The sequence below is a fragment of the Acidimicrobiales bacterium genome (assembly GCA_036273495.1).
Classification (GTDB): Bacteria; Actinomycetota; Acidimicrobiia; order Acidimicrobiales; family JAJPHE01; genus DASSEU01.
In genome coordinates, this window is record DASUHN010000399.1 from 1 (window position 1) to 5,503 (window position 5,503).

Consider the following 5,503-nt stretch of genomic DNA (forward strand, 5'->3'; position numbering starts at 1 on the left):
GTGAAGGCGGAGACGGAGGTGGTGCCCGGATCGGCCACGGGGGAGCTCACCGGCCTGTCGGGGAAGGGGACCTACGCCGCCCCCCTCGGGTCTACCGGCAGCTACAGCCTGGACTTCTCGGTCGGGTAGATGGCGCCTGGGCCCGACCCCGACCCGGCTGCCGTAGCCAACCGGCTCGGGGCGCTGGCTCTGGTCGTGACCGACCGGACGTCGGCGGCGGTGACCGAGCTGGCCGGCCAGTCGATCAGCTCGGCCACCGCTCTGTCGGCGCTGCACCACTTTCTCCAGGCCCCATCGATCGAGCTGCTGAGCCAGGTCCTCGGCCTCACCCACTCCGCCACCGTCCGGCTGGTCGACCGCTTGGAGGACCAGGGCTACGTCCGGCGCCGTCCGGGGCCCGACGCCCGGACCGCGGCTGTGATCCTCACCGCGTCGGGCCGGCGGGTGGCGTCACGCACCAGTGACGCGCGCCTGCAGGTTCTGGGCGCGCTGGTGGATGCGCTGAGCGACGACGAACGGACGGCGCTCGACGAGCTGGTCGGTCGCCTCCTCGTCAGCCTGATCCGCCGGCCGGGTGCCACGCGGTGGACCTGTCGCCTCTGCGACACCGGCGCGTGCGGCCGCTTCGCCGGGGGCTGCCCGGTGGGCCGGGAGGCCGAGCGCCGCTACGGCGCCCCGCCCTCGCCGGAAGTGAGCCCGTCGGCGTAGGGACGCCGGGACCTACCCGACTACCGCCTCGGCCTCGATCTCCACCCGCCAGCGAGGGTCGAGAAGAGCGGCCACCACGACCATGGTGGCGGCCGGCCGGGATGCCCCGAGCAGCTCACCGTGCACGGCCCCGACCGCCTCGGCGTCGGAGGGGGACGTCAGGAACATCCGGGTGCGGACGAGGTCACCCAGGCCGGCGCCGAGCTCATAGAGGGCGGCGGCGATGATCTCGAAGCACCGCCGGGCCTGGGTGCCGGCGTCGTCGGGGCAGCTCCCGTCGGGCCAGACCGGCGCCGTGCCCGAGACGATCACCCGGTCCCCGACCCGCACCGCCCGGCTGAATCCGATGGTGGCCTCGAACGGCGACCCCGACGAGACCCGGCGCCGGTCGCTCACGGCCCGAACCGGGTGTGGACGGGCGGCCGGAACCGGCTCACAATGACAGGGTGGCGGACGGCCCGGAGTTCGGCGGTGATCGCCAGATCATGCTCGACGACCGGGGTACCGGGCTGCGGATTACCTGGCATCCCCAGCCCGGGGTCGCCGTGCTCAGCCTGTGGCGGGGGGACCGCTGCATCGGGACGTTCCGGGCCCCGCCGGCCGACATGGCGGCGCTGATCTCGTTCCTCTCGTCCGTGCTGGCCGGGGCCGCTGCGCCGGGCCGCCTCCCGACCGAGCTCCGCGGGAGCGCCTGAGCGGGAGTCGGCCCGAGCCCGCAGACCCGGCCCGGATCGGACAGCGGACGCGCCGGTAGCATCCGGCGCCCGATGAACGGCGTCACGATCATCACGGGCGTCTCGGCGGCGGGGAAGTCGACCGTCGGTCAGCTGTTGGCCGGGCGATTCGACCGGTCGGTGCACGTGAAGGGGGACGTGTTCCGGAGGATGGTCGTCGGGGGACGGGCGCGGTTCGACGGGCCCCTCGGTGACGAGCCGCCTTCCGCGCCGACACGCCTCCTCTCGGGCTGTGGCTCGACACGTCCCGCCAGACACCAACCGAGACCGTCGACGAGATCATCGCCCGGGCCGACGAGGGCCGTCGTCTAGCCGGTTGGCCCATTGCGGGTTGCCCCGGGTCACCCGCCCGTGACCATTGCGTCGGCGCCGACCGATGACTCCGCCGCGGTCGCCCCGTCAGACTGGTGAACACGGACAAACGGAGGCCGATGTGGCGACGCTGCGGGTACACGAGTTCATGACCCTCGACGGGGTGATCGACGCTCCCACCTGGACCTTCGACTACGGATTCGACCCCGCGATGGGTCAGGCCATCGCCGCCGCCATGGCCGGGTGCGAGGGGATCCTTCTCGGCCGGCAGACCTACCAGATGTTCGAGCCGGCGTGGTCGACCCGGACGGCGGAGGACGACCCCGGCGCCCCGTTCATGAACGACACGGCCAAGTTCGTCGTGTCGTCCACTCTGGAGTCGCCCACGTGGAGGAACTCGACCGTCGTCGGTCCCTACGACCTGGACGTCGTCCAGGAGCTCAAGGAGAAGGTGGCGGGCGGCATCTACGTCAGCGGCAGCGGAACCCTCGTGCGGGCGCTCATTGCCGACGGTCTGGTCGACGAGCTCCACCTCTTCGTCTATCCGCTGACGTCCGGGTCGGGACCTCGTCTCTTCCCCGACGGCTTCCCTTCGACGAAGTGGGGTCTGGCGGCGTGCGAGGCCTACGACAACGGGGTCGTCTACCTCAGCTACCGCCAGGCCCGGTAGGCCGCCGTCAGTCGGTCCCGGTCAGGGCCCGCTGGATGTAGTCCAGCATCGAGGCGATGAGGGCGTCGTCGACGGCGGACGTCTCGATGAGCCGCATGGTGAACAGCCCGCGCATCAGGGCAACGACAAAGCGGGCGGCGTGCTCGACGGAATGGGTGTCATCGATGCCGTGCTTCTCGCGCTCGGCCCGAATCACCGCGGCCAGGGCGCCGAGGTCGGCGCGCTCCAGCTCCGCCAGCTTCTCGCGGGCCTCGGGGTTCCGCATGGCGTACACGAGGAACTCCTGGTACAGGTCCCCCCACGGGTCGCCGGCCGGATCGCGGAGCTCGGTGACGATCCGCTCGAGGAAGTCCGCCGCCTGGTGGGGGCTCTCGGCCGCGTCCAGGAACGCGCGCAGGCTCGTCATCCCCGACTGGTAGCGGGACTCCAGGAGGGCCAGGAACAGGTCGTCCTTGCTCTTGAAGTTCGAGTACACCGCCCCCTTGGTGTAGCCCGCCACCGCCGCCACCTCGTCGAGGGTGGCGCCGTGGAAGCCCCGCTCGGCGAAGACCTGGGCGGCCGCGGCGATCAGGTACTCGCGTGTCTGTTGGCGGCGGCGCTCGGGGGTGAGGGGCTCCATGACGCGTTTCACATTGACCTCCCGGTGAGGATACCGGATACTCACGGGTATGCCAGCGCCGATCTGTGTGGAGAAGGCGGCCCGTCCGCCGGCGGTCCGGACCGAGGCCCTGGTGCGCCGGTTCGGGGCCACCACCGCCGTGGCCGGCATCGACCTGACCGTGCTCCCGGGCGAGATCTACGGCTTCCTCGGCCCCAACGGCGCCGGCAAGTCGACCCTCATCCGGATGCTCTGCACCCTGTTGCGCCCTTCGGCCGGCCGGGCCCTCGTGGCCGGCCACGACGTGGTGGCCGAGCCCACCGAGGTGCGCCTCCGCATCGGCGTGGCCCTCCAGGAGGCGGCCCTCGACGACTCCCAGACCGGGCGGGAGCTGCTGGCCCTGCAGGGCCGGCTCTACGGCCTGGGCCGGGATGCCGTGCGCCGGCGGGTCGACGACGTGCTGGACCTGGTCTCGATCGGTGACGCCATCGACCGCCGCATCGGGACCTACTCGGGGGGCATGAAGCGCCGCCTCGATCTGGCCGCCGCCCTCATCCACGGGCCCGAGCTGGTCTTCCTGGACGAGCCCACGACCGGGCTCGACCCCGAGAGCCGCACCCGGGTCTGGGCGGAGGTGGAGCGGCTCAACCGCGAGCTCGGCATCACCATCTTCCTGACTACCCAGTACCTCCAGGAGGCCGATGCGCTGGCCCACCGGGTCGGCATCATCGCCGCCGGCCGGCTGGTCGCCGAGGGGCCACCCGAGCAGCTCAAGCGCAGCGTGGGGGCCGACCTGGTCGTCGCCCGGGTCAACGGCCAGGACCCCAGCGTCGTGGACCGGCTCCAGGCCCTCGACGGGATCCAGACCGTGGGGCGGGTGGACGACGAGCTGGTCATCGCCGCTTCCGACGGACCGTCGAGCGTGCTCTCGGTGGCCGGCGTGCTCGGCGCCAGCAGTCTCCGGGTGGAGAGCCTCACCCTCCGGTCGCCGACCCTGGACGACGTGTTCGCCGAGCTGACCGGCTCCCACATCGAGGTGGGAGCGGGGCGCTGATGGCGGTCGCCTCCACCGCAGTGCTCGGTCGACGGACCGGGTTCGGCCACGATCTCGTCACGGTGGCCGGCCGGGCCCTCCGGGCCGTGCCCCGGGAGCCGACCGCCGTCATCCCGGCCGTGCTGGTCCCCGCCTTCTTCTACACGACGAACATCGGCGCCCTGGAGAAGGTGGCCCACTTCGCAGTGGGCTTCAGCTACAAGGCGTTCCTCCTGCCGATGGCGATCGCCTTCGCGGTGACGGGCATGTCCCGGGCGCCGGCGCTGGTGACCGACATCCAGAGCGGGTACTTCGACCGGCTCTGCATGACGCCGGTCAGCCGGCTGGCGCTGCTGCTCGGCCTCATGGCGGCCGACACGTCGGTGATCATCGTGCTGTGCCTGCCGGTGCTGGCCGTCGGCTTCGCCCTCGGTGTGCACTTCGTGACCGGTGTCCCGGGGGTGCTCAGCTTCATCGGCATCTCTGCTGTCTGGGGGGTGGCGTTCACCGGGATTCCCTACGCGGTGGCCCTCAAGACGGGAAGTCCGGCGGCGGTGAACGCCTCGTTCGTGATCTTCTTCCCCGCCTTCTTCCTGAGCGACGCCATCATGCCGAAGCAGGCCCTGACCGGGTGGTTTGCTGCCATCGCCACGTACAACCCGGTGACCTACCTGATCAACGCCCTGCGGGCCCTGATCGTCACCGGTTGGGACGCCCGGGTTCTCCTCGAGGGGATCGGTGCCCTGGCGGGCATCGGCCTGGTGAGCATGAGCGCCGCCCTGCTGGCGCTGCGGGCGCGGATAGCCCAGCAGAGCTGATCGACCTCGATCTTCGGGACCCGGACCGGTCGGTCAGCGGCGCTCCAGGACCATCTGGGTGCAGCGGAACAGGGCCATCGTCCGCCCCGTGGTCTCGTTGACCACGGTGGCGTCCCACACATGGGTCTGGCGCCCGAGGTGAGCCGGCGTGCAGCGGCACACCACCCGCTCGCCGACCCGGGCCGAGGACAAGAAGTTGCTCTTGAGCTCCAGCGTGGTGAAGGACTGGGCCTCCGAGATGTTCCGGCCGCAGCCGATGGCGGCGCACGTGTCCGCCAGCGCCACCACGGCCGGGGCAAACAGGAACCCGGTGCCAGCGATCAGATTCGGCGTGACGTCGATGTGGCCGGTGACCAGCTCCGGGGTGACATGATCGAACACGCAGCCCAGCTGGCCCGGGACCAGCGGGCCGAAGAAGCTGGTCGCGTCCCGGGCGTGGGCCTCGGGGCTGTCCTCATCGTCGCTGGAGCCCATGGGCCGACGCTACCGAAGTTCGCCGCGAACAGTTTGACTGTCTAACCATTACGGTGCCATCCTGATCGTCTGACCGGCGCTGCGTCGCGGCGGCGCGAAGGGGGGATGGTCATGAAGCTCGATCTGGGCCCCGAGTTCGAGACGTTCCGGACCGAG

The 5,503-nt window shown here is 71.4% G+C and carries 8 protein-coding genes; 5 read left to right on the forward strand and 3 right to left on the reverse strand.

Annotated elements, in window-relative coordinates:
* Window positions 1–129: 129 nt before the first annotated feature.
* A complete protein-coding gene (locus VFW24_17405; protein HEX5268545.1) occupies window positions 130–708 on the forward strand; it encodes a MarR family transcriptional regulator in 579 nt (192 codons plus the stop codon).
* Window positions 709–720: 12 nt separating this feature from the next.
* Here VFW24_17405 and VFW24_17410 read toward each other — a convergent pair whose 3' ends face one another.
* Window positions 721–1,104 carry a RidA family protein gene (locus VFW24_17410; protein HEX5268546.1) on the reverse strand — a complete coding sequence of 128 codons (384 nt, stop codon included), beginning with the start codon at window positions 1,102–1,104 and terminating at the stop codon, window positions 721–723.
* Between the two features lie 50 nt (window positions 1,105–1,154).
* Between VFW24_17410 and VFW24_17415 the strand changes: the two genes are divergently transcribed.
* Together VFW24_17415 and VFW24_17420 are read left to right on the forward strand one after the other, a co-directional pair.
* On the forward strand, window positions 1,155–1,403 hold the full coding sequence (locus VFW24_17415) for a hypothetical protein (GenBank protein HEX5268547.1): 249 nt from the start codon (window positions 1,155–1,157) through the stop codon (window positions 1,401–1,403).
* Window positions 1,404–1,875: 472 nt separating this feature from the next.
* Window positions 1,876–2,424 carry a dihydrofolate reductase family protein gene (locus VFW24_17420; GenBank protein HEX5268548.1) on the forward strand — a complete coding sequence of 183 codons (549 nt, stop codon included), beginning with the start codon at window positions 1,876–1,878 and terminating at the stop codon, window positions 2,422–2,424.
* A gap of 7 nt (window positions 2,425–2,431) precedes the next feature.
* On the opposite strand, the gene VFW24_17425 is transcribed toward VFW24_17420, so the two are convergent.
* The gene (locus VFW24_17425; GenBank protein HEX5268549.1) at window positions 2,432–3,055 is read right to left on the reverse strand and encodes a TetR/AcrR family transcriptional regulator; all 624 of its coding nucleotides are present in this window, start codon (window positions 3,053–3,055) and stop codon (window positions 2,432–2,434) included.
* Window positions 3,056–3,092: 37 nt separating this feature from the next.
* Between VFW24_17425 and VFW24_17430 the strand changes: the two genes are divergently transcribed.
* Both VFW24_17430 and VFW24_17435 read left to right on the forward strand, forming a co-directional pair.
* Window positions 3,093–4,076: an ATP-binding cassette domain-containing protein gene (locus tag VFW24_17430; GenBank protein ID HEX5268550.1), complete on the forward strand. Its 984-nt coding sequence runs from the start codon at window positions 3,093–3,095 to the stop codon at window positions 4,074–4,076.
* Window positions 4,076–4,873: an ABC transporter permease gene (locus VFW24_17435; GenBank protein HEX5268551.1), complete on the forward strand. Its 798-nt coding sequence runs from the start codon at window positions 4,076–4,078 to the stop codon at window positions 4,871–4,873. Before VFW24_17430 ends, VFW24_17435 begins: the two co-directional genes overlap by 1 nt.
* Before the next feature lie 33 nt (window positions 4,874–4,906).
* Here the strand turns inward: VFW24_17435 and VFW24_17440 are convergent, their stop codons facing one another.
* The gene (locus tag VFW24_17440; protein ID HEX5268552.1) at window positions 4,907–5,347 is read right to left on the reverse strand and encodes a PaaI family thioesterase; all 441 of its coding nucleotides are present in this window, start codon (window positions 5,345–5,347) and stop codon (window positions 4,907–4,909) included.
* Between the last annotated feature and the right edge of the window lie 156 nt (window positions 5,348–5,503).